This window comes from Chlorobiota bacterium, from assembly GCA_016710285.1.
In the GTDB taxonomy this organism is placed as follows: Bacteria; Bacteroidota; Ignavibacteria; order OLB7; family OLB7; genus OLB7.
On the sequence record JADJXR010000001.1, the window covers coordinates 3,292,234 to 3,312,569 of the forward strand.

Genomic DNA, 20,336 nt, shown 5'->3' on the forward strand with positions numbered 1-20,336 from the left:
GGATGGTCGTGGGAGTTCTGTTTGTTAGGTGTTCGGCTTTTTCGCGGGCGCTTGTTGTGCGGTCGGGGCCGGCTTGCCCGGTGCTGGTGCCGCCGTTGCCGCCGTCGAATCGGCCTTCACGACGCGGATGGTTTTGAACAGGAGGTTGCACAGGTGGACCTCCACCGGTTTGTTCCCCATGACGGAGGTCAGCTCCTGGGCGAACTTTTGGGTTCGCTGTAAAAACTCTGGGTTGTTCTCGGTTCCGGATTTCACCATGATGCGGAAGGCGTAGCGTCCATCGCTCCCTTTTTGCAGCTGTGCGGTCTCGGGGCTTTTGCCGAAGTATCCGATTTTCACCAAGTGGCTGCCAATGGTTTTTGCTTCCTGGGGGGTGATGTTGTTGCCGATGTAGAGGTCGCTTGGACCAAAGCCCACGCGCCGCCCGTAGTAGGTTGGGGGGAAGGTTTTCAGTGGGTTGAAGTCATCGTCGCACAGGTCAATCTGGACCTTCCCATCGCTGAAGACTTGTTTGGAGAGCTGCAGGTTGTAGTTGGTGATCCAGACTTTGAAGGTTGGGTCGTTCACTTTTGCGGCATCTTCCACAAGGTTGAGCTTCCAGAGTGCGCCGGCTTTGTCAAGCTGTGCTTTCCATTCTTTGTTGGCAAAGTGGCTTGATTTCTGGAGCGTTTCCCCCAGCTTCTTGGCTTGGTCCTCGGTAACGTTTTCGGTGTAGTAGAGCGTTCCGCTGCCGAACTCCAAACGTTTGCCATGGTTGCTGCACCCGCTGGCGGCAAGGCCAACAAGCAGGAGCAACAGCCCAAGGATGTTGATGGAGCGGGAAGGGACTGCGGAGCGTTCCGCACAGATCGGATTCTGCATAATGGCGATCAGGAAGAATTTTTTGGAAGATGTAAAGGCCGCGGAGTTCGCCGGCCAACTCAGCAAGCCGCGAATTTAGAGCCTACGGGGAAAAGGGCGAAGGATAAAGTGTAAAGATGGGGGGAAGCGGTCGCAGGTCGGTCCAGGGGGAGCAGGAAAATGAGGTAGCCGCCCCGACTGAATCGGGGCGGTGTGATCAGGGCAAAGCCCCGTGCAACACCAGCCCTGAAGGGGCGACCGATGCCAGCCCAGGGCATCGCCCTGGGAAAGGAGCCAAGCCGCACGCAACACCAGCCCTGAAGGGGCGACCTCTATCCGGTTAGATGTTTTGTTGAGGGTGTGGATTTGCAATGGGTGCGGTCGGTGAGCGATTGATGGATGAATGGGGTTGCCCCTTTAGATTGCCCCTTCAGGGCGGTGGGATTTTTTTGTGGTGAATTCCCAGGGCGTTGCCCTGGGCTATGATAGTATGCCCCTTCAGGGCGACCTCGACCCCGCCCTCCGTCGGGAGGAGCTACACACCCTTACCCCCCAACCACCACCGCCGCCACCCCTTGGTGGACCTCCACGCGGATCCAATCGCCAATGGCCTTGTTGCTTCCCCCTTCGCGCTGGCCGATTGCTAATTGCTCGTTGGCAAGCTCCCACCGCAATCCCGTTGTGGTAAGCAGTGCCGAAGGGAGAGGGATGATGGAAATCCGCTGGCCCGGGGTGGTTGCCCATTCCAAATTTCCCACAACCACAATGCCCAGGCTTCGCTCATCCACAAACTGCAGTTGCAGGCGGTGGGCAAACTTTGCCACGATGGAGAAGTTGTTGAGGGTGTGGTCCACCAGCCCGCCGCTTATTCCCATCACCGTCACCACGGTTTCCCCCTGCTCGATAAGCCAGTGCAATCCTTTCTCGAAATCGTTTTCTTCTTGGCTGGGGCGTTCAATAATCTGCACGCCATGCCGTTGCAGCGTTGCGCGGCGGGGACCAACGGAATCCAAATCGCCGATCACCACATTGGGGATTAGGCCGCGACCAACCGCCACCAGCCCTGCGCCATCCGCCGCAACAATCGGGCGGAAGCCGCTGGCCAACTCCAAAAGGGAAGTGCGGTTGGGGAGCCTGCCTCCTATCAGCAGCAACGCCCCGTGCTTCGGGAGTTTTGGCAGCCCGCGCTTGCTACTCATCCCACCGCTCCAGCGGGGTGATGGTGATTTCTTGCATCACCGGCTTCTTCATGGCGGCTTGCAGTTTTTTTACGTCGTCGTAGCCGGCGCGGTCCAGCGGGTAGGTGGGCAACTGGTAGGATAGCTGCCGCGAAGTAAACGGGAAGGGGCGGAACTGAAATTGGTTCCCATCGCGGCGGTAAACGTAGCCGGCGTAGCGTTCCGGGTGGGCGGCCCCAAGCGTTGCGTTCATGCAGAATTGCAGCGAGAAAAGGTCCGCCATGCGGAGGTAGGAGTACAGCCGCTCAATGTCGTGGTGCTGCAACCCCAGCAAATCGCGCAGCGCGCCACGCCGTTTGGCAAGGCCAATAAAAAAATCTTTCCAAACCCCGGTGCGGCGGTGGATATGCTCGTGCAGGGTGTAGGCGTGGTGCGTAATCAGCAGCGCCACCAGCGGCTCGGTTTCAACAAACTTCTCGGTGCCGCGGTTCCATATCTCCACCGTTTCTTCTGGGGTGATGCGTTGGAAATCCACGGGGAGTTTTGTTTTGGCATCCAGGCGCGGCTTGGCATCGAACAGGCTCCAGCCGTTGTCGTGCTGGTGCGTTGCGCGGATGATTTCTTGGCGATTGGGGTGGTGGGGGAATCCATGGTCCAGCCAATGCTCCAGCAAAAAACCGGCAAACGCCGCGTGGTCTTCCTGGCGGATTGCAGTGGTCTGCCGCTTATGTTTTTGAAGGATCATGGAGGTTCAATCGGTTGGTTATTGGTGGATATGATGCTTCGGTTCGGCGTGCTTGGGGTCACGGTTTCCATTCGGCGCGTTTCCCCGATTGCTGCACAATCAGCCCCAGCACGTCGCGTGCGCGTTGGGCGGCAAGCTCAATCATTGCGGTGTCGTGCGCGGCGTAATCGCGAACAAATTCTTCCCCCCGTTGATTGGCCGAAAGGAGCAGCGTGTTGTTGCTGCTGCGGAACAGGCCTTTCATTTGGGCCACGATTCGGGTGTCGGCAGCAATCAGTTTAACGTCCAGCAATTCCGGCTTGGGAAGGTCAATCGTCACGGTGGAATCGTCCTGGGTGATGCGGCGTTGCAGGTCGTTCAGGCGGACCCCGAAGGTTGCCACGCCATGAAGTTCAAGGAACATCGTGGGGTCCTGGAACAGCACCGACCCCACGTTGTCCATGCCGATGTATTCGGCTTGGTCGGCAAACCGCCGCACGATGATGTTCCCCGATTCCTCGCGGATCACCACCGCAAAACGGAGGTGGGTTTTCACCGTGGCAAGCTCCTGAATCTTCTCCACCGATTGGCTGAAATCAATCACCCGCGAGGTTGTGCGGCTTGGGGGAAAGAATGTTTGCCAGGCAAGCAACGCGGCCACAATCAGGGCGATTGCCGTTGCGCCCACTGCCCAACGTGCGCCCTGCGTTTTGCGCACCATCGCCCGGCGCAAGTGGGGCAACGGGGACCGGGAAGGGGAATCGCTCATAATCTGGAAATCGGAGTTGTGAGATCGGGAGTTGGCTGCGCGGGAAATGCCGGATGCGGCTGCGTGATTATTTCGCTTCCAGCACTTTCACATCGAACACCAGCGTTGCGTTTGGTGGGATGCTGGGGCGCGCGCCTTGCGGACCGTAGCCCAGGCTTGGTGGGATAATCAGCCGGCGGGACCCGCCAACGCGGATGTTGGTGGTTAGCCCTTCGTCCCATCCCCGAATCACTTGCCCGGTCCCGACGGTTAGCTCTAACGGCTGGAACGGATAGCCGCCGCGGTCGAAGCTGTTCTCCTGGCCGATGGAGCGGATGGAGGTGTCGAACAGCATTCCGGTGAGCAAGTATCCGGCGTAATCCACCTTCACCTTCATCCCTTTTTTGACTTCTGCGCCGGTGCCCGGCTGGTGCTCGATATACTTCAGCCCGCTGATGGTGACCACCGTGTCGGCATCCGGCGGAACGTGGGGGAAGTAGGGGGGGGATTGGTCTGGCTTGGATGGCAAGGTCCCTTGCGCCACTTGCGGCGGAACGGTTGCCCCGTTGCCGGTTGGCTGGCCCGCTGCCGGCGCGGTTTTATTCTCCGATTGCGCCGCGCCGCTTGCCGATTTGCAGGCAAGCAACGCCGGCAGCAGCAGCATTGCGGCAATGGTGGCGCGGAGCATTGAACGATCAGCGATGAGCATGGATGGATTATGGTTAGGCGTACGAAGGTGTTGATTGGGAATCGTGAATTATCGAGGGGCAAAAAAAGCATTGTCGGCAAATCTGCAAAACCCAATCAGGTGCTCCTTCCGTTGCTTCGGCTTGCTTCCGGTTGATACGTGTTTGGGTTGTTCGCCAAATTGCCGGAAAACGCTAACTTCGGCCCGATGCCTTCGCAACCGCAATCACTCACTGCCGATGAACGTCGGCTTCGCAGCCGCCAGGAGGATTACGCCCTGGTGGACCGTGCGCTGGCCGGCGACCAAGCCGCCTACACCCGACTGCGCAATAAATATTGGCGGTCGCTTCATGCCATGCTTAGCCGCATGATCCGCAACCAGGACGACGCCGATGACCTGACACAGGAAGCGTTTATCAAGGCGTTCAACTCGTTGGCAAGTTTCAATCCTGAGTATGCGTTCAGCACGTGGCTGTACAAAATCGCCAGCAACAACTGCATTGATTATTTGCGGAAGCGGCGGCTGAAAACCATCTCCATTGATGCCCCAATGCAAACCAACGAGGGGGAGATGCAGATGGAGTATGCCGACCCGAATGCCGTGATTCCCGACGCGCCAATCACCGCTTCCGAACGCACCGCAATCTTGCAGGAAGCAATCAGAAATTTGCCCGAGAAGTACCGCATCGTCATCGAGATGCGCCACACCTACGAGCTTGAGTATGCGGACATCGCCGCGAAGTTAGGCTTGCCGCTTGGCACCGTAAAAGCCCACCTGTTCCGCGCCCGCGCCCTTCTGCTGAAACGGCTGAAAGGGAAGATTGAGCATTTCAAGGAGGAGTAACGGCGGGGAAGGAGCGGGCGGCCTTGCAGCCTACTCCCATTCCTCCAACACCTGATACTCCGCCCCCCGTTCCGATAGGACGCTGCGGACCAGCAGCAGCTGGCCGATGGTGGATAATGGCGAGTAACATTCCCCGGTGGTCATCGCGTCCACAACGCTCCGCAGCCCTGGCGATGGGTTCCGGACGCGGCCAAGAGTGAGGTGGGGGATATACCGTTTTCCTTCGGGCCGCAATCCGATTTCCTGCGCCCATTCTTCTGCCCGTTGTTGCAGCGCGCCAAGTTGCTGGCGGTGGTCCGGCGTTTCCCCTTCCACCCCCGCCCACAGCACCCGCGCCGAACGGAGCGTTGGGAACGCCCCCAGCCCCGAAGCACGCAGCGCGAACCCCAAACCAAGCGGCGCGATCCCTGGCAATGCTCGCACCCGCCGAAGCTGCTGGTCGGTGATCTCCCCCAGGAAGCGGAGGGTAAGATGGATGTTCCGTTGCGGGGTCCATGCCACGTCGGCATTGTGCTGCCGCAACTGGTTGATGATGTTGGCCAGATACGCCGTCGCTTCCGGCGAAAATTTTAAGGCGAAGAAGCAGCGGTGCAGCGGGCCGGATAGGTGATGTTGGTTGTTCATGGGGCAATGATAGGGGAATGGCCCGTTATTTCCGCAAAAGTGATGTGGCTGGCTGGCGGCTCCAGCGGCTTCGTGCCAACGGCAATCCCGCAACCGCAGTCTCGCCGAAATTTTTTACCCTTGCAGCAAGCATGCTCTTCGTATGTTTGCCCGTTACCAAAACCAAGCATCTGCTAATCGTACATCAACAGGATGATTGAACAGTACATACCGGTTATCGGCCTGATTGTGATGGGGGTCATCTTCGGGGTGGTCTCGGTCGTGGCGCACGACATTCTTGGCCCCCGCCGCCCCAATAAATCCAAGGAATCCCCGTACGAATCGGGGATGGAGCCGGTGGCCTCGGCCCACGAACGGTTCTCGGTGAAATTCTACTTGGTGGCCATGCTCTTTATCCTGTTCGATATCGAAATCGTCTTCATGTACCCGTGGGCGGCCAGCTTCCGGGAGCTTGGCGGGTTCGCGTTGTGGGCAATGCTCCTGTTTGTGGTGACGCTGTTCGTGGGGTACATCTACATCGTTAAGAAAAAGGCACTGAAATGGGACTAAACGATCAACTGCAACGTGATGGTTTTATCACCACCACGATCGAGGCCGCGCTGAACTGGGCACGCAAAAACTCCGTTTGGCCAATGCCCCTGGGAATCAGCTGCTGCGGCATTGAGATGATGGCCTTTGCCGGCCCACGATTCGACGCTGCCCGCTTCGGCTCCGAACGCTTCAGCTTCTCGCCACGCCAGGCCGATTTGTTGATTGTTGCCGGAACCGTCACCTACAAAATGGCGTGGGTGGTCCGCAAAATCTACGACCAGATGCCGGAGCCGAAATGGGTTCTTTCCATGGGCGCTTGCGCAAGCTCGGGCGGGATGTTCCGCTCCTACTCGGTGGTGCAAGGGATTGACCAGTTCATCCCGGTGGATGTCTTCGTCAGCGGCTGCCCGCCCCGCCCCGAAAACCTGATTAAAGGGTTGATGGCTATCCAGGAGCAAATCGGGACCATGAAATCCCGACTGATCGAGCGGGAGCCGATCATCATCAACGGGTAACGCAGCCCAACCGCCGGACACTAACCAAACGCATTAACCAAACGGGGCTTGATAGCCGCAAGGAATCCAATCCTTGAAGCTATCAAGCCCCGTTCGCATTTCCCGGGAATCGGCGGGGGTCAGTACGCAATCAGGCCGGCGACCTCGGCACCGCCAAACGCTGCCAGCAGGCCCCACATCAGCAGCCCGAACGTGAAGGGGATCGTGAAGTTGTCGTCAATGTTGATGCCGTAGCTCATGGCTTCGGCAACGGCGGCGGCGGCGGAGCAAACAATCCCAACCCAGATAAATGCCGCTGGGGCATTGTAGATGTGGGCGGCAACCAGCACAACGCCAATCGCTGTCACCACAAACGCCAGCGATCCCTCCAAACTTTTCTCCAAAAACTTATGCCGCCCGAATGGCCTGCCGATTAATGCCCCGGCGGTGTCGCTGATAATCAGCACGGTGAAGGCGGTGATGGCGATGAGCTTCGGAAAAATGGCCACGCACAACGCTGCCGACACCAACACAAACGTTGCCCCGTTCATCTTCCGCGTGGTGCTGGATTGCTCGTGCGGGCGAAGGATTGCCCCGAACACCCGGCGGAACCACGCGTCGAACGCGGCGAACCGGAACCGCAGCAGATCCGTTGCCAACGCAACCAACGCTGCCGGCACCATCAGCATCAGCATCTCTGCACGGGTAAGATGGTGGTAGATCAGCGGAACGCCCATGGAGCAAAGGTGAATCCCTTTCCGCACAAGTTCCCCCCGCATCGTGATTTGAATCGGTTGCGCTGTTGCTGAATCGTGTGGCATCGGTTGAAGAAATCGCTCGGCAGAATGTTGATGGAAACTGGTAGGCTGTGGCCAGCTCTGCTGGCGCAATGACACGGCAACCCAAGATAGCCAAACCATCCCCAAACCAAACCGCCCGCTTCGGCAATTTTGCCAAGCGGGCGGTAGTGGAGTTTTATTGGATTGAGTTTTGCGCCTCTACCACTCAGCTACCCGAACCTGGGGCAGGCGCGGTAGCGGTGGCGTGCAACGCGGGTTCGCTGGCCTTGCTTCGCGGATTGCCGATTGGGCTTCCGCCGGCCATTCGGGCTTGCATCATCCGCTTCACCTCAACCGGGGTCAGCTCCTCGCCACGCATCACTTGGTCAATTTCGTCGGCGTCCAGCGTCTCGCGCTCAATCAGCAATTGCGACATCCGGTGGAGGATATCCATGTGATCTTTCAGGAGGTCGGTTGCTTTCTGCATCCCGTCGTCAATGATGCGGCGGACCTCACGGTCAATAATCTCGGCAGTGGCCTCGCTGATATCCTTGTGGACGGCGAAGTCGCGACCGAGGAAGACCTCACCCTCGCTGGAGGAGTAGTTCACCGGGCCAAGTTTCTCGGACATTCCAAGCTCGCACACCATCTGCCGCGCCATTTGGGTGATGACCTTGATGTCGTTTTGCGCACCGGAGGTGTAGTTGCCAAAGATTAAAAGCTCGGCAGCGCGCCCCCCCAGGGCCATTGCGATGCGTGCCTCGAACCACTCGCGCGAGCGGGAGTGTTGGTCGTCGTTTGGCAGGAAGGCGGTTACGCCCAGTGCCCTGCCGCGCGGGATGATCGTCACTTTGTGGAGCGGGTCGCCGTGGGGCATGAACTTGCCAACAATCACGTGGCCGGCTTCGTGGTAGGCGGTCATCTTTTTTTCTTCCTCACTCATCACCATGGTGCGGCGTTCCAGGCCCATCATCAGCTTGTCCTTGGCCATTTCGAAATCGTACATCGTCACGCGGTCGCCGTTGCGGCGTGCGGCGTAGATGGCGGCTTCGTTGCACAGGTTGGCGATGTCGGCCCCGCTGAAGCCAGGGGTTGATTTGGCAAGGGCCAGAAGGTCAACATTTTCGGCAAGCGGGATATTCCGCGAGTGAACTTTCAGGATTGCCTCGCGCCCGCGGCGGTCGGGGCGGTCCACCATGATTTGGCGGTCGAACCGGCCCGGGCGAAGCAGCGCGGGGTCCAGAACGTCGGGGCGGTTGGTTGCGGCAATGATAATCACCCCGGTGTTTTGCTCGAACCCGTCCATCTCCACCAGCAAGGCGTTCAGGGTTTGCTCGCGCTCGTCGTGGCCGCCGCCAAGCCCTGCGCCACGTTGGCGGCCAACGGCATCAATCTCATCAATAAAAACAATGGCCGGGGCCACTTTCTTTGCTTGCTCGAACAGGTCGCGCACGCGGCTTGCGCCCACGCCCACGAACATCTCCACAAAGTCAGCGCCGGAGATGGAAAGGAACTGGACCCCTGCTTCGCCAGCAACGGCGCGGGCCATCAAGGTTTTTCCGGTTCCCGGGGGGCCAAGCAGAAGAACGCCGCGCGGAATTTTCCCGCCAAGCCGCTGGAACTTTGCCGGCTCGCGAAGGAACTCCACAATCTCCTGAAGTTCTTCTTTTGCTTCGTCGGCACCGGCAACGTCGGCAAAGGTGACGCGGGGTGAGTTCTCGCTCATCAGCCGCGCCCGCGATTTACCGAAGGAGAATATCCCTTTGGTTCCGGCCCCCCCCTGCATCCGCCGCATTGCCCAAATGAAGATGAAGATCAGGGCAAGCCAGGGGAGGAAGGAGAAGAGGATGGTCCACAGGGTTCCGCTGTCGGACTCCACGTTGTATTTGATTCCGTGCTGGACCCAGCTTTGCTCAATCCCGCTATCCACCACAATCAGCCGGGTGGTGAAGGCTTTGGTTTTCAGCCGTACGCCATCCTTCCGTTCCACCTCGGTGGTTTCCTTCAAATCGCCACGGAACTCGTAGCCGCTAAGTTCGGAGCCAACAACCTCGGCGCGGTCAATCTTGCTTTCGGTAAGAAGGCGTTGGTACTCGTTGAAGTTGACGGCAACGGGCTGGCCGGGGCCATTTTTCAGGATCATATACAGGACAAGGAATCCGACGATGATCCCCATCCACATCGTCACGGTGCGGACGACGCTGCCAACGTTCCCTTCGTCGTCGCCGTTTGGCTTCCGCGAGGGACGTGGTGTTCGGTTTGCTGGCTTCCGCTGGTTGCTATCGTTGCTCATTGGTTGAAAGATTGCTCAGTATCGTTGGGAAAAATTTTCTGCTGATTGATGGGGTTCGGAATCGGAGCGTTCCGGCGCGGGTTGCGGTGCGTCGGTGCCCTGGGCATCATCCTGTTCATCAAGGACGTAAATGGCGGGAAGATTCCTTCCCTGCTGCGCAAAATCCAGCCCGAACCCAACCACAAAACGGTCGGGGATTTCAATGCCGATGAACTCCGGCGGATCCTGGCCACCGAACGCTTCCGGCTTGAACAGAAGCGCCGCCACCGCCACCGACGCTGCCCCTTGCTGAAGAAGATATTCGCGAAGCCGGGCCGAGGTGCGCCCTGTGTCCACGATGTCTTCGACCACTATGACGTTTCTTCCTGCGATTTCAGTGCCGGGCCGGGCTGTAAAAGTTAATGCCCCCAGGGATTGCATCCCGTCCCCATAGCTGCTTACCCGAAGGTAATCCACCGAAAGGGGGATTGGCATTTGCCGGATAAGATCGGCGTGGAAGATTGCCGCTCCGTTCAGGATGCAGAGCATCAGCGGGTTGCTTTGGCGGTATCGCTCGGCAAGCTGGCCAGCAACCCGGTTGATCTGCTGGTGAAGCTCCTGTTCGGGAATCATCAGCTTGAAGAATCGCCCGCCAACGCTGATTCTATCACCCATCGGAACCTCTATCGCCTTCGCTTGCGCTGCCAGGGTTTGCTGGCGGTTTTGGTGCTGCGGTTTTCCGCGCAGGTGCACGCTTCGGTTTTGCTGGCGCGGCTGCCGTGCCGCTGGGCTGGCTGGTTGGCGTTGCAGGAGCCTGCTGTTTTGCAGCGGTGGCTGGCCGCTTGGCTGCCATTGCTTTGCCCTGTTGCGCCCCGCCACCAACGCTATCCGTTTTGGCCGCTGCTGCCGGCGTGCTGGCCGGGGCCTTTGCCACCGCAGCCTTCTTTTTGGATGCCGTTGCTGCTGGCGGTTTGGCCACTGCTGCAACCTTTGCCGCCGAAGGCGCCGCCGTGGGCGTGGAATCTTGCGCTGGCCGGTTGGCAGCCGGCTGAACCGGCGTGCCGGGCACCGGGCGGACTGGTTTGGCGTGCGGTTGCGCCTGCATTGCTGGCCGGTTGGCAGGCCGGTGTTCGGGGGTTTTTGTTGGGGCAGGTGCCGGCTGCTGCGGCTTCGCTGAATCGTGCGGTCTCGGCTGCGGCGGCGGTTGCTGCATTGGCCGCGGCCTATTTGATGGCTGCTGTTGCGGCTTGGGTTGCTGTTGCTGCGATTGCTGGCCGCTTCGTTGCTGGCTTGGTTGTGGGGGCCGTTGCTGCGATTGCTGGCCGCTTGGCTGCTGTTGCGGTTTCGGCTGCGCTGTCTGCGGCTTGGGCTGCTGTTGCTGCCCTTGCTGCGGGCGTGCCTCTCCTCCCGAAGTCACTTGCCGTTGCGGCTGTTGCTTGGGCTGCGGCTGTTGCGTGCGTGCGGGTTGTGCCCCTTGCTGCGGTCGTGGCTCTCCTCCCGAAGTTGCTTGCCGTTGCTGTTGTTGTTGCTGCGGACGTTGCCCTTGCGGCTGGGGGCGGGAAGGCTGTATGGGCTGTTGCTGCTTGCCAACCGGTTGTTGCTTGGACTGTTGTTGCTGCCGTTGCTGTTGGTTGGGTTGCTGCGTTCCTTTCCCTTCCGTTTGTTGCTGCTTCGTTTGTTGGGGTTGTTGCTTCTGGTTCGGTTGGGAAGTTCCTTTCCCTGTCCCTTGTTGCGGTTTCGGCTGCTGTGCTGATTGCTGCTGTCCGCCCGACTGCTGTTGTGGCTTGGCGGGTTGGGCTTGCTGTTTTGGTTGCTGGCCGGGCTGTTGTTTCGGCTGTTGCTGGGCCGCGCTTGGTTGTTGGGAACCTTGCTTTGCCCGTTGTTGCTGTTGCTGTTGGGAACTTTTTGCTTGCTGCCCCGGTTGCTGTTGCGGTTTCTGTCCGTTGGAATTCTGCTGCCCGTTGGGTTGCTGCTGGGAAGGGGCTTGCTTGGCTTGCTCCTGTTGGCGGCGGGGCTGGATAAACTCCAGACGCAGCACGTTTTTGGTTTCGGGGGTGATGCGGTAGCGTTCGTCAAGGCGCATCCCGCACACCCAGATGATCTCCTGACCGTCGGTTAGGACCAGGATGTCGCGCTTGGCATCCAAAGGGGTTTTCTCATCAATCAAAAAATCGCTGACTTTTTTCTCACCATCCATCCCCAGCGGCTGGAACCGGTCCCCTTCGCGCCAGGAACGCAGGGTCAGCCGTTTGGGCAATCGGTCGGCATTGATGAACTCAACGGAACGGTTGTTGCCAAACTGGATGTTGGTGTTCCCCATGCGTCGGGTTATCAGCCGTGCCTTTCCGGTCTCCACAGTTGTGCCCAGGTCGAAACTCCGTTCGAACGGAATAAACGGCGGCGGGTCGCGCCGGATTATCAACGTTTCGCGGTCGCGAAGTGCGCTGATTCCATCCATGATTTCCGCCTTGCTTCCGGTCTCCTTCCAGAGTAATCCAATGGTGCGTTCAACGGCCAAGTGGGGGATTGGGGGAAGCTCGAACCGCTGGCACACCACACGCTGCACCAGCTCGGACTGAATCGCCGGAAGCAGATGCTTCAGGTGGTTAAGGTTCAGTTCAAGGGAGTCGTTGCTGCGCGGTTCGTTGTTGCGTGTGACGGTGACTTGCTCAATGGCCGTGCGGACCGAGTGGCCCAAGTGCTGTTCCACCCCTCGCATGATTTCGGCGGTGGAGTTCAGCGTGTTGACGATGCTTGGGTTGAACTGCTGCAACGCCGGCAGAAGTTCCTGGCGAACGCGGTTGCGAAGGAAGCGGGTGTTCTGGTTGGATTCATCCTCGCGCCATTGGATTCCGGCTTGCTGCACGAACTCCCGGATCTCGGTGCGTCCGGCCCAAAGCAACGGGCGGGCAAGGATCAGCCCACGCCCCAACGAACGAACCGGAGGGATACCGGCAAGCCCCGTAACGCCGCTTCCGCGAAGCAAGTTCATCAGCAATGTTTCGGCGTTGTCGTCGGCGGTGTGGCCGGTTAGGATGGTGGAGTATCCGTGGCGGCGCGCCACCCGTTCAAGGAACTGGTAGCGGGCTTTGCGTGCGGCATCTTCCAGCGAAAGTTTCTGCTCGGCAGCAAGGCGTTGGACCTCGGCACGGCCAATAAAAATTTTCAATCCCCGCTCGCGAGCTTGTTCATTGACGAAGGTCGCGTCCTTGCGCGATTCCTCGCCGCGCAATTCATGGTCAAGGTGGGCAATGCCGATTTGCAATTTCAGCAGCGGGGCAAGCCGCGCCACCATTTCCAGCAATGCCATGGAATCAGCACCGCCGCTGACGGCAATCAACACCGACTCCTTCCCCAGCAGCATATCGTGCTTGCGTGCGTAGGCGCGCATTTTCTGCTGGCATTTCTCAACAAACGTAGATGGTAGAATCATAAGCCGCACAATTTAACCATAGGCCGCCGAAGAGTGGCACAGGGAAATGGTGAATATCAACATCCATAAAAATGATGGAGGTGAAATGATGATGAGCAATGCCCCCCTGCGGTAAGCACCACCCACCCACAGACCTCAAGACAATACGGGGAAGGAGGAGCGGACAAGCGATCTTGTAAAAAAATACTGACAGCACGCCGCTTCGGTTGTGGAAACGGTGCGTTGCGCCCTATCTTTGCCGTCCTTATTGAAAAGTTGGAACCAATCATACTGCCATTTGGCAGGGAGAATCAGCAGTGCTACAGCCGGAAAAAATGACAGCCTCGGTTCGCGAAGCCGATGTTGAGAAACAGTGGTGGGTGGTTGATGCCGAAGGGCAGACCCTGGGTCGCCTTGCTTCGCAGATTGCCCACATCCTTCGCGGCAAACATAAGCCGTTGTTCACGCCACACGTTGATTGTGGCGACTTCGTCGTGGTGGTCAATGCCGAGAAGGTGCAGATTGCGCCGCGCCGCGCCGAACAGAAAGTGTACATCCACCACACCGGTTTCCCGGGTGGGCAGCGCATCCGCCCCTACAAGCAGATGTTGCAGAACAACCCGGAGGAGATCATCGAGATCGCCGTCCGCCGGATGATTCCCCGCAACCGACTTGGAAAACGGATTATGACCAAGCTGCGCGTGTACACCGGTGGGGAGCACCCACACGCCGCACAGAAACCAGAAGTCCTTGAACTGAAATACAAGTAATCCCGCAATAGATACCAATGCCGAATTCTATCAACGTCGGTCGTCGCAAAAATGCTGTTGCACGGGTGTATCTGACCCCCGGAAGCGGCAACGTCACCGTCAACAACCGTGAGCTGATCAACTACTTCTCCGATCCCTTCGATCGCCAGACCATCATGTCGCCATTGGTGACGGTGGAGATGGTGGACCGTTTCGATGTCCATGCCAATGTCAACGGCGGCGGACGCGCCGGCCAAGCGGGTGCAATCCGCCTGGGCATTGCCCGCGCCCTTGTGGAGATTGACGAGACGCTGAAATCCCCGCTTCGCAAAGGTGGCCACATGACCCGCGACCCGCGCATGGTGGAACGGAAAAAGTACGGCCAGAAGAAGGCCCGCAAACGCTTCCAGTTCAGCAAGCGTTAATCCACGCCAACGGTTTCCCGGCAGCTTGAACCAGGCAGAAGGTACCCGGCGTGCCGCTGCCTGGTTCGTTGTTGTAACCGTGGGAATTGGCCGCCAGCAAATGCGGCCAGCTGCGGGCAACCGAACCGAAATTGACTTTTATCACACATACCCTTCGATCCTTCGTGTGTGTCCCCCCCCCAGTGCGGGATAAGCGAAGCGAGATGACAAGGGTAGAGGATCCAATCAATAACACAAACCGAACAACCACTATGGCCTCGCTCGAGATCGAAGATCTTCTGAATGCTGGTGCCCACTTTGGGCACTTGACCCGCCGCTGGAACCCCCAGATGCGCCAGTATATTTTTATGGAGCGCAACGGCATCCATATCATTGACCTGAAGAAAACGCAAGTTCTGGTTGATGAAGCCCGCAACGCCGCCGAACGAATCGCCGCCGAAGGGAAGCGCATCCTGTTCGTGGGCACCAAAAAGCAAGCCCGCGACGTTGTCCGCAACGAGGCAGCACGCATCGGCGCAAATTTCGTAAGCGAACGCTGGCTTGGCGGAATGCTTACCAACTTTGCCACCATCCGCAAATCCATCAAACGGTTGAAGGATATTGAGAAGATGGAGGCCGATGGCACGATTGAAAACTACACGAAGAAAGAACGCCTGATGATTAGCCGCGAAAAAGAACGGCTGGTGCGGGTGCTTGGCGGCATTGCCGACATGAACCGCCTTCCGGGCGCGCTTTACATCGTTGACATCAAGAAAGAGCACCTTGCCGTGAAAGAAGCCAAGACGCTTGGCATTCCGGTGATTGCTATCGTTGACACGAACACCGACCCGCGCGACATTGATTTCCCAATCCCCGCCAACGACGACTCGCTGAAAACCGTTGCCCTTATCACCAAAGTGATTGCCGACGGCGTTTCCATGGGCCGCGAAGCCAGCAAAGCCTTGATGGCCGAGGAAGGCGCAGCCGATGATCGCGAGATGAAAGAACAAGGGAAGGAAGGCGCAGGCGACGACGCTCAGGCACGCCGCCGCACCCGCTCGCGCCGTGGTGGCAGCGGCGGCGGTGGCCGCCGTGACCAAGAGCAACGCGCCGCCGGTGGTGGTGAAGAATCCGCAGCTGCACCAGCCGCTGCTGCCGCACCAGCAGCCGCGCCAGCAGGCGCGCCAGCAGGCGACGAAGCCTAAGCAGCATTCCCCGCAAGCCTTGCGCAGTTTTTTTGATGGCACTGCCCGCACGTGATAGCAGCGTGCGGGTCTCCATCGCTAAAAAAAAGATTGAGAGAGGCGAGAAAGGGGGATAGAGATCAAACAATCATTTTATCAAACAATAGAATCTACCATGGCTATTTCAGCACAGGATGTAAAGACGCTCCGCGACCGTACCGGAGCGGGAATGGGCGATTGCAAAAAAGCCCTTGAAGAAACCGGCGGCGATATGGATGCAGCCATCGAAATCCTTCGCAAAAAAGGGGCCGCAACCGCCAGCAAGCGTGCCGATAAAGAAGCAAACGAAGGTGTGGTTGCCACCGCTACCTCCGCCGATAACTCCAGCGCAGCAATCGTTGAAGTGAACTGCGAGACCGACTTCGTTGCCCGAAACGAGGAGTTCAGCTCCTTTGTTCGCAGCCTTGCCGGCCACGTGTTGGCCACCAAGCCAGCAAGCATCGAGGCATTGCTGGCCAGCGAGGTGAACGGTGTGGCGGTCCAGAACCAGCTGAACGACCTTCTTGCCAAGTTCAACGAGCGGATCGAAATCCGCCGCTTTGAAATTGTTGAGACCAGCGGCGGCTACGTTGCCGACTACGTCCACAACGGCGATAAGCTGGGAGTGTTGGTGGAATTTGGCGGCGCAAGCGAGGGGCTGGGAACAGTGGGCCGCGACGTTGCCATGCAGGTTGCCGCAATGAACCCAGGCTACGTTCGCCGCGAAGAAGTGCCGGCCGATGTGCTGACAAAGGAGCGCGAAATCTACGCCGAGCAGATGCGGAACGAGGGGAAACCGGAAGCGATTATCGAGAAAATCGTGACGGGGCGGCTGGAGAAATACTACGCCGATAACGTCCTGCTGGAGCAGTCCTTCGTGAAAGATTCGGCGAAGGCGGTGAACGAGATCATCGGCAATGCCAGCATCGTCCGGTTTATCCGCTTCAACTTGGGACAGTAATCATGCCGGTGGCCGGGCGTGATTCCCGCCAACGGTAACGTCCCAATCCGCGCACCGCAAAAAAAAACAAGCCGCAGGCCACACCGCTTGCGGCTTGTTTGGTATTCGCCATTGCGGGAACTATCTGTGGCCAGTATCTGTGGCCAAACATCTGCGCCAAACATCCTTCGCAACTTCTATCTTTGCTTCCCATGGAACCACAAACGCTTGAATCGTCCGCCGCAGCTTCTATCGCGGCGGCGGCCCTGCCCGATAACGCATTGACCATTGGCGGCCACACCGCACGTTCGTTGGTGGAGAAGTTCGGCAGCCCGCTGTACGTCTATGATGCCGAGGTGATCCGCCAGCATTTCCAACGCTTAACAAGCGCGTTTTCCGGAGTGCCCCACCGGTTGCTGTACGCCTGCAAGGCCAACAACAACATGGCAATTATCAAATTCATCCACCAGCTTGGCGCGGGCGTGGATGCTGTTTCGGCAAGCGAGGTGGAGCTTGCATTCCGTTGCGGCGTTCCGGCCAACCAGATTCTGTTCACCCCCAACTGCGTTGCCTTCAGCGAGATTGAGTATGCCGCCGAGCGTGGCGTTCTGGTGAACATTGACAACATCTCCGTGCTAGAGCGGTTCGGCCAGAATTATGGGGGAAGCAAGCCGTGCGCGATTCGAATCAACCCGCACATTCTTGCCGGCGGAAACGCCCACATCCAGACCGGGCACATTGACAGCAAGTTCGGAATCTCCATCCACCAGATGCGCCATATCCTGCGGGTGATCAACGCCTACGGGATGAACGTTGTGGGATTGCACATGCACACGGGGTCCGAAATTTTGGACCCGCAGACGTTCGTCACCGGCGCGGAAATCCTGTTCGATGCCGCCTTCCAATTCCCCAATCTCCAGTTCCTTGATTTTGGCAGCGGGTTCAAGGTTCCCTACAAAACCGACGACATCGCTACCGATGTGGAGTCGTTGGGGGAAACGATGACCGCACGGTTCCGCGAGTTTTGCAACGAGTACGGGCGGCAGTTGGAGTTGTGGTTCGAGCCGGGGAAGTTCCTTGTTAGCGCGTCCGGCTATCTGCTGGTGACGGCAACGGTGCTGAAGCAAACCCCAAGCTGCGTTTTCATCGGGACCGATTCCGGGCTGAACCACTTGATTCGCCCGATGCTGTACGACGCGTACCACGGCATCATCAACGCGGACCAGCTTCAAGGGACCGAGCGGATTTACACGGTGGTGGGGTGCATCTGCGAGACCGACACCTTTGGCGTGGATCGCCGGCTGGTCCAGGCACAGGAAGGGACAATCCTGGCGTTGAAAAATGCCGGGGCCTACGGCTACGCCATGTCTAGCAACTACAACCTTCGCGCCCGCCCGGCCGAGGTTCTTATCCTTAATGGCCGCCCGCATTGCATCCGCCGCCGCGAGACGTTGGAGGATATGTTGCGGCTGCAAATGGAGCCGGAACTTCAGGAAGAACAGTAACTTGGCTGCTGCCGGAACGTGCTGCCGGCGGCATTCATCCATCCATGATTGGAGGGCTTTCCCATGACGCTCTGTCTTCTTCACGCATTCCCGCTGAACTCCGGTATGTGGCGGGCGCAGCAGCAGGAGCTGGCTTCGCGCTGCAGCGTTATCACCCCCGATTTCCCGGGGTTTGGTGCCGAGCCATTGGTGGAAGGGATGGAATGGACCATCCCCGCAATGGCTCAATGGGTGAAACGGGAGTTGGACCGAAAGGGGGTGAAGCGTGCGGTGATCGGTGGGCTTTCCATGGGGGGATATGTGGCGTTCGAGTGCTGGCGGCTGTTCCCCGAACGGATTGCTGGGCTGATTCTTGCCGACACCATGGCCCCTTCCGACACCCCTGTAACCCGCCGCGGACGCTTTGTGGCAATCGGGCAGCTGCGCAACGGAGGCTACCAAAAATTTGCCGCCGGAATGATCCCCAAAATGATCAGCGAAACCACGAAGGAGCAGCGGCCAGAGGTTGTGAAAGCGGTGGTGAGGATGTACGAAGAAGCCGCGCCGCAATCGGTGATTGCCGCGCTTGGGGGGCTGGCCCACCGCAACGATTCCCGCCCGTTGCTTCCAACCATCACCGTCCCAACGGCAGTGATTGTTGGCGAACACGACACCATCACCACCGTTGACGATGCCCGGCTGATGGCCGCCATGATCCCCAACGCCCAGCTGACGATCATCCCCACCGCAGGGCATCTTGCCAACCTTGAAATGCGAATCGAATTCAACGCCGCGCTTCTCCATTTTCTTGAACGGGTGGGGGAGTAGGGCAGGGTAGCCGCCCCGACCTTCGTCGGGATTGATAAAAGGTAGCCGAAGGTCTTTAGCCTTCGGCGTCATCTGACTGGGCAGGCTAAAGACCTGCCGCTACCGCGACTTCGTCGGGGCAGCCGCAGCAAGGGTAGCCGCCCCGACCTCTGTCGGGATTGATAAAAGGTCTTTAGCCTTCGGCGCCATCTTCGGCCTTCAGCTGGGCAGGCTAAAGACCTGCCGCTACCGCGACTTCGTCGGGACAACCGCAGCAAGGGTAGCCGTCCCGACCTTCGTTGGGGCAGCCGCAGCAAGGGTAGCCGAAGGTCTTTAGCCTTCGGCGTCATCTTCGGCCTTCAGCAGGGCAGGCTAAAGACCTGCCACTACCCCGACTTCGTCGGGATGGCCGCTACTTTGCATCAAACGTACCGCCTCCCTTTCCAGGAAGCTCCCCGCTTCCCAAAATGCCAGCGGATGGAGTTGGCGGCAACCACTGCTGCCATTGCTGCGGAAAGGGGATGGAGCAGCAACTGCTCCCATCCCATGCCGAACCGAATCGCCATGATCCCCCGCATCGTGGCCGCAATGGCAAGCTGAAGTGCTGGCAACGTCACCATCGCAACCGAGCAATCCCCAACGGCCAACCCAACCACCACCATCACCGCCGGAACAACGTACAACAGAAGCGTGGCGGCCATGAACCCAACCACTGCCGGAAGGCTGTATCCAAAACCGGGGACAAGATTCTTGGCAAATCCTTCAAGGATTTCCGGGAGCGAGGTGTACATCCGGCAGCGGACGGTTTCCACGGCGGTGGCCAGCGCGGTTCGCAGGCCGTGGGCCTTTGCGCGGCGGCCAATCACCAAATCCTCGATCAACGCCCCCCGCACCGATTCATGCCCCCCAATCTTCCAATATGCCTCGCGGCGGAACAGCATGAACTGGCCGTTGAACGCCGCAAACTGTGGATTGCGCAGGCGGGTGATAAACACGTTCGGCAAGTAAACGAAGTAAAGAAACTGGGTCATCGGAACAATCACTTTCTCCCAAAACGTCAGCATGGTTTGCCGGGGAACGCCGGAAAGAAGGTCCAGCCGTTGCTGCTGCATCAATGCCACGGCGGCGCGCAGGCTTTCGGGGGAGTGGTCGGTGTCGGCATCGGTGAAAAGAAGGAGCGTTCCGGTGGCGGCGCGGGCAAGCTGGTGGCAGGCCCAGTTTTTCCCAACCCAACCGCTGGGCAGCGGCCCCCCTTCAAGGATCGTAAGGCGCGGGTTGGCTGCGGCAAGGCGTTGCAGGATTTCCCCTGTGGCATCGGTGGAGTTGTCGTTCAGCACCACCACTTCGAACTCTGGATACTCCTGCTTCAGCAACGAACCAACGCACCGCTCGATGTTCCGTTCCTCGTTCCGCGCCGGCACCAAGATGCTTGCTGGCAAAGGGTGCAGCGGGATTGAGTTGCGGCGTATCCGCGCAAACGTGGCGTAGTTGGCCAGCGCAATCGCCAGCAGCAGAACAAGCAGAGCGGTAAGGGCCAGTTGATACCAGATCATGCGGGGAATTTCGTAGCGAACGTTTGCAGCCGCCGAAAAGCTA

20 protein-coding genes are annotated in these 20,336 nt (G+C 58.9%); 9 read left to right on the forward strand and 11 right to left on the reverse strand.

Annotated elements, in window-relative coordinates:
* Positions 1–24 precede the first annotated feature (24 nt).
* From IPM61_12070 to IPM61_12090, 5 genes are all read right to left on the reverse strand, one after another.
* Positions 25–861, reverse strand: a complete 837-nt coding sequence (locus IPM61_12070) for a hypothetical protein (protein MBK8912049.1) — start codon at positions 859–861, stop codon at positions 25–27.
* A gap of 524 nt (positions 862–1,385) precedes the next feature.
* Entirely contained in the window at positions 1,386–2,039 is a 654-nt protein-coding gene (locus IPM61_12075) for a thiamine diphosphokinase (protein ID MBK8912050.1), read from the reverse strand.
* Positions 2,032–2,763 carry a DUF3891 family protein gene (locus IPM61_12080; protein ID MBK8912051.1) on the reverse strand — a complete coding sequence of 244 codons (732 nt, stop codon included), beginning with the start codon at positions 2,761–2,763 and terminating at the stop codon, positions 2,032–2,034. Before IPM61_12080 ends, IPM61_12075 begins: the two co-directional genes overlap by 8 nt.
* A gap of 58 nt (positions 2,764–2,821) precedes the next feature.
* A complete protein-coding gene (locus IPM61_12085) occupies positions 2,822–3,511 on the reverse strand; it encodes a DUF4230 domain-containing protein (protein MBK8912052.1) in 690 nt (229 codons plus the stop codon).
* A 67-nt stretch (positions 3,512–3,578) separates the two neighbouring features.
* Entirely contained in the window at positions 3,579–4,154 is a 576-nt protein-coding gene (locus IPM61_12090) for an FKBP-type peptidyl-prolyl cis-trans isomerase (GenBank protein ID MBK8912053.1), read from the reverse strand.
* A 231-nt stretch (positions 4,155–4,385) separates the two neighbouring features.
* On the opposite strand from IPM61_12090, the gene IPM61_12095 reads away from it, so the two are divergent.
* A complete protein-coding gene (locus IPM61_12095; GenBank protein MBK8912054.1) occupies positions 4,386–5,021 on the forward strand; it encodes a sigma-70 family RNA polymerase sigma factor in 636 nt (211 codons plus the stop codon).
* A gap of 30 nt (positions 5,022–5,051) precedes the next feature.
* On the opposite strand, the gene thpR is transcribed toward IPM61_12095, so the two are convergent.
* Positions 5,052–5,645 (reverse strand): RNA 2',3'-cyclic phosphodiesterase, encoded by a 594-nt coding sequence (gene thpR / locus IPM61_12100; GenBank protein MBK8912055.1) that lies wholly within the window; start codon positions 5,643–5,645, stop codon positions 5,052–5,054.
* A gap of 192 nt (positions 5,646–5,837) precedes the next feature.
* Here thpR and IPM61_12105 point away from each other — a divergent pair, with 192 nt between their 5' ends.
* Together IPM61_12105 and IPM61_12110 are read left to right on the forward strand one after the other, a co-directional pair.
* On the forward strand, positions 5,838–6,194 hold the full coding sequence (locus IPM61_12105) for an NADH-quinone oxidoreductase subunit A (GenBank protein MBK8912056.1): 357 nt from the start codon (positions 5,838–5,840) through the stop codon (positions 6,192–6,194).
* A complete protein-coding gene (locus IPM61_12110; protein MBK8912057.1) occupies positions 6,185–6,691 on the forward strand; it encodes an NADH-quinone oxidoreductase subunit B in 507 nt (168 codons plus the stop codon). The genes IPM61_12105 and IPM61_12110 overlap by 10 nt, the downstream gene beginning before the upstream one ends.
* A 119-nt stretch (positions 6,692–6,810) precedes the next feature.
* Here the strand turns inward: IPM61_12110 and IPM61_12115 are convergent, their stop codons facing one another.
* The 4 genes from IPM61_12115 to tilS all read right to left on the reverse strand — a co-directional run bounded on the left by IPM61_12115 (position 6,811) and on the right by tilS (position 13,154).
* Positions 6,811–7,491, reverse strand: coding sequence for a dolichol kinase (locus IPM61_12115; protein ID MBK8912058.1), 681 nt, complete (start codon positions 7,489–7,491; stop codon positions 6,811–6,813).
* 184 nt (positions 7,492–7,675) lie between these two features.
* Entirely contained in the window at positions 7,676–9,625 is a 1,950-nt protein-coding gene (gene ftsH / locus IPM61_12120) for an ATP-dependent zinc metalloprotease FtsH (GenBank protein MBK8912059.1), read from the reverse strand.
* Between the two features lie 132 nt (positions 9,626–9,757).
* Entirely contained in the window at positions 9,758–10,396 is a 639-nt protein-coding gene (gene hpt / locus IPM61_12125) for a hypoxanthine phosphoribosyltransferase (protein MBK8912060.1), read from the reverse strand.
* Entirely contained in the window at positions 10,389–13,154 is a 2,766-nt protein-coding gene (gene tilS / locus IPM61_12130; protein ID MBK8912061.1) for a tRNA lysidine(34) synthetase TilS, read from the reverse strand. The genes hpt and tilS overlap by 8 nt, the downstream gene beginning before the upstream one ends.
* Before the next feature lie 314 nt (positions 13,155–13,468).
* Between tilS and rplM the strand changes: the two genes are divergently transcribed.
* The 6 genes from rplM to IPM61_12160 all read left to right on the forward strand — a co-directional run bounded on the left by rplM (position 13,469) and on the right by IPM61_12160 (position 18,761).
* Entirely contained in the window at positions 13,469–13,903 is a 435-nt protein-coding gene (gene rplM / locus IPM61_12135) for a 50S ribosomal protein L13 (protein MBK8912062.1), read from the forward strand.
* 17 nt (positions 13,904–13,920) lie between these two features.
* Positions 13,921–14,307 carry a 30S ribosomal protein S9 gene (gene rpsI / locus IPM61_12140; GenBank protein MBK8912063.1) on the forward strand — a complete coding sequence of 129 codons (387 nt, stop codon included), beginning with the start codon at positions 13,921–13,923 and terminating at the stop codon, positions 14,305–14,307.
* A 251-nt stretch (positions 14,308–14,558) separates the two neighbouring features.
* Positions 14,559–15,491, forward strand: coding sequence for a 30S ribosomal protein S2 (gene rpsB, locus IPM61_12145; GenBank protein ID MBK8912064.1), 933 nt, complete (start codon positions 14,559–14,561; stop codon positions 15,489–15,491).
* Positions 15,492–15,645: 154 nt separating this feature from the next.
* Positions 15,646–16,470 carry an elongation factor Ts gene (locus IPM61_12150; protein MBK8912065.1) on the forward strand — a complete coding sequence of 275 codons (825 nt, stop codon included), beginning with the start codon at positions 15,646–15,648 and terminating at the stop codon, positions 16,468–16,470.
* A 191-nt stretch (positions 16,471–16,661) separates the two neighbouring features.
* Positions 16,662–17,954, forward strand: coding sequence for a diaminopimelate decarboxylase (gene lysA / locus IPM61_12155; protein ID MBK8912066.1), 1,293 nt, complete (start codon positions 16,662–16,664; stop codon positions 17,952–17,954).
* A gap of 63 nt (positions 17,955–18,017) precedes the next feature.
* Positions 18,018–18,761 (forward strand): alpha/beta fold hydrolase, encoded by a 744-nt coding sequence (locus tag IPM61_12160; GenBank protein MBK8912067.1) that lies wholly within the window; start codon positions 18,018–18,020, stop codon positions 18,759–18,761.
* A gap of 401 nt (positions 18,762–19,162) precedes the next feature.
* Here IPM61_12160 and IPM61_12165 read toward each other — a convergent pair whose 3' ends face one another.
* Entirely contained in the window at positions 19,163–20,293 is a 1,131-nt protein-coding gene (locus IPM61_12165; GenBank protein MBK8912068.1) for a glycosyltransferase, read from the reverse strand.
* Positions 20,294–20,336 lie beyond the last annotated feature (43 nt).

Excerpts from the sequence above, each read along its gene's own strand:
- IPM61_12070 (MBK8912049.1), bottom strand. The coding sequence starts at position 861 with ATGCAGAATCCGATCTGTGCGGAACGCTCCGCAGTCCCTTCCCGCTCC.
- IPM61_12075 (MBK8912050.1), bottom strand. The coding sequence starts at position 2,039 with ATGAGTAGCAAGCGCGGGCTGCCAAAACTCCCGAAGCACGGGGCGTTG.
- IPM61_12080 (MBK8912051.1), bottom strand. The coding sequence starts at position 2,763 with ATGATCCTTCAAAAACATAAGCGGCAGACCACTGCAATCCGCCAGGAA.
- IPM61_12085 (MBK8912052.1), bottom strand. The coding sequence starts at position 3,511 with ATGAGCGATTCCCCTTCCCGGTCCCCGTTGCCCCACTTGCGCCGGGCG.
- IPM61_12090 (MBK8912053.1), bottom strand. The coding sequence starts at position 4,154 with ATGCTGCTGCTGCCGGCGTTGCTTGCCTGCAAATCGGCAAGCGGCGCG.
- IPM61_12095 (MBK8912054.1), top strand. The coding sequence starts at position 4,386 with ATGCCTTCGCAACCGCAATCACTCACTGCCGATGAACGTCGGCTTCGC.
- thpR (MBK8912055.1), bottom strand. The coding sequence starts at position 5,645 with ATGAACAACCAACATCACCTATCCGGCCCGCTGCACCGCTGCTTCTTC.
- IPM61_12105 (MBK8912056.1), top strand. The coding sequence starts at position 5,838 with ATGATTGAACAGTACATACCGGTTATCGGCCTGATTGTGATGGGGGTC.
- IPM61_12110 (MBK8912057.1), top strand. The coding sequence starts at position 6,185 with ATGGGACTAAACGATCAACTGCAACGTGATGGTTTTATCACCACCACG.
- IPM61_12115 (MBK8912058.1), bottom strand. The coding sequence starts at position 7,491 with ATGCCACACGATTCAGCAACAGCGCAACCGATTCAAATCACGATGCGG.
- ftsH (MBK8912059.1), bottom strand. The coding sequence starts at position 9,625 with ATGGGGATCATCGTCGGATTCCTTGTCCTGTATATGATCCTGAAAAAT.
- hpt (MBK8912060.1), bottom strand. The coding sequence starts at position 10,396 with ATGGGTGATAGAATCAGCGTTGGCGGGCGATTCTTCAAGCTGATGATT.
- tilS (MBK8912061.1), bottom strand. The coding sequence starts at position 13,154 with ATGATTCTACCATCTACGTTTGTTGAGAAATGCCAGCAGAAAATGCGC.
- rplM (MBK8912062.1), top strand. The coding sequence starts at position 13,469 with ATGACAGCCTCGGTTCGCGAAGCCGATGTTGAGAAACAGTGGTGGGTG.
- rpsI (MBK8912063.1), top strand. The coding sequence starts at position 13,921 with ATGCCGAATTCTATCAACGTCGGTCGTCGCAAAAATGCTGTTGCACGG.
- rpsB (MBK8912064.1), top strand. The coding sequence starts at position 14,559 with ATGGCCTCGCTCGAGATCGAAGATCTTCTGAATGCTGGTGCCCACTTT.
- IPM61_12150 (MBK8912065.1), top strand. The coding sequence starts at position 15,646 with ATGGCTATTTCAGCACAGGATGTAAAGACGCTCCGCGACCGTACCGGA.
- lysA (MBK8912066.1), top strand. The coding sequence starts at position 16,662 with ATGGAACCACAAACGCTTGAATCGTCCGCCGCAGCTTCTATCGCGGCG.
- IPM61_12160 (MBK8912067.1), top strand. The coding sequence starts at position 18,018 with ATGACGCTCTGTCTTCTTCACGCATTCCCGCTGAACTCCGGTATGTGG.
- IPM61_12165 (MBK8912068.1), bottom strand. The coding sequence starts at position 20,293 with ATGATCTGGTATCAACTGGCCCTTACCGCTCTGCTTGTTCTGCTGCTG.